Source organism: Pseudomonas sp. PB105, from assembly GCF_009764655.1.
GTDB lineage: Bacteria > Pseudomonadota > Gammaproteobacteria > Pseudomonadales > Pseudomonadaceae > Aquipseudomonas > Aquipseudomonas cyclaminis.
Window position 1 is genome coordinate 1 of sequence record NZ_RWIO01000005.1, and the last position, 1,594, is coordinate 1,594.

General features: G+C 58.5%; 2 protein-coding genes. One reads left to right on the forward strand and one right to left on the reverse strand.

Features of this window, described 5'->3' with window-relative positions; genetic code table 11:
• Nucleotides 1-532, reverse strand: a 532-nt coding sequence (locus EJD88_RS00685) for a GPO family capsid scaffolding protein (RefSeq protein WP_178116908.1), incomplete at its 3' end; no start/stop codon positions are given.
• Between the two features lie 161 nt (nt 533-693).
• Between EJD88_RS00685 and EJD88_RS00690 the strand changes: the two genes are divergently transcribed.
• The coding region (locus EJD88_RS00690; protein ID WP_218573971.1) for a terminase large subunit domain-containing protein at nt 694-1,594 on the forward strand (901 nt) is incomplete at its 3' end.

Consider the following 1,594-nt stretch of genomic DNA (forward strand, 5'->3'; position numbering starts at 1 on the left):
CGAAACGCTTGAAGAAGCCGGTCAGGGCATCAATCAGTCCGGTTTCGGCGGTGTTTGGGCTGTCGTCCTGCAGGCGGCCGAGTTCGACCGACGCGGCGTAGTAGGAGGCGCGGTTGTTCTTGTGGGAAAAGTAGAGTTCCTGAGTGCCCACGCTGGCAGGCTGGTCGGTAACGCCCAAACCAGTCAGGTAGGCTTTGCCCTTGCCACGGAAGTCCGGGGTAATTTCGATGCTGCTGAACAGCTTCTGGCCCTGGTCATTCAGATACAGCAGGCGGTCGTTGGGCTTCAATTGCGCTTCCAACGCCACTTCGCCGGGCTCCAGGTCTTCGGCTTCTTCCACCAGACGCACCGCGTAGACGGTGCCGTGGGAGCCTGGCCAACGTTCGTGGTCGCACCAGATCACCGCCGTGTAGAAGGACGGTTTGTAGGTTTCAGCGATGTCGCGCAGTTCCTGGGGAAGGATCACGCGCCCATCAACGGTGGCTCCGCTGGTGGCGACACGTTTCCAGAACGAAACAAGGGAACGGGGCATGGGTTTAACTGCGCTCAATCGCTGAATGAGCCGCCAAGATAGGGAGCCGTCAGCCCTCAAACAAACGGTTCAAATGCGCGCTTCTCCTATATTCACGATATAGGCGGATCACGGAATTTAACCTCGCGTTTCCAGCGTTTTCGCCGCATAGACTGCGGCCCATGTACTACTCGACCGAAGTTAAAGAAGCCGCCAAACGCCTGTTTCTACGCCGCTGTAAGGCCAAGGAAATTCAGGCGCAACTCAACCTGCCCAACATCCGAATCGTCTACTACTGGATCCGCCAGGGCGGGTGGGAAGACATGCTATCGGACGAAGAACCGCTGACGGCCGTCGGCCGGCGGATCACCCTGCTCCTGGACAAAGTCGGCAGCCTATCTAAAGACGACCTCAACGAACTGGATCGATTGACCGTTGTTCGCGAACGCCTGCTTAAACAAGCGGCCAAGCCCGCAGCGGTGCCGGCATCGAACGGTGACGACCTGGGCGAGCCCCAGGAACCGCGCAGGCGCTCGCGTGGCGAACGCTCCAGCCGAGGCGAAGGCGGTGACAGGAAGAAGGAAAAGAAGGCCAAGAATGACATCAGCGGGCTGACCGAAGTCGACTTCCTGGATAAGTTCATCAGCAAGATGTACCGGTATCAGCAGGAGTTGTTCGCAGCTAAGCAAAACCCGCTGACGAGCCGGATCCGCAACATCCTCAAAAGTCGCCAGGTAGGTCTAACCTACTACTTCGCCGGCGAAGCGTTCATGGACGCGGTACTCACTGGCGATAACCAGGTGTTCCTGTCAGCCAGCCGCTCGCAATCGGAGATCTTCCGCAGCTACATCATCCAGTTTGCCAAGCAGTGGTTCGACATCGAGATGACCGGCAACCCGATCACGCTCAGCAACGGCGCCGAACTGCGCTTTCTGTCGACCAACAGCAGCACCGCCCAGGGCTACCATGGCCATGTGTACGTGGATGAGTACTTCTGGATCCGCGACTTCGAAAAACTCAGCACCGTGGCCAGCGCCATGGGCACCCACAAGAAGTGGCGCAAAACCTACTTCTCGACGCCCA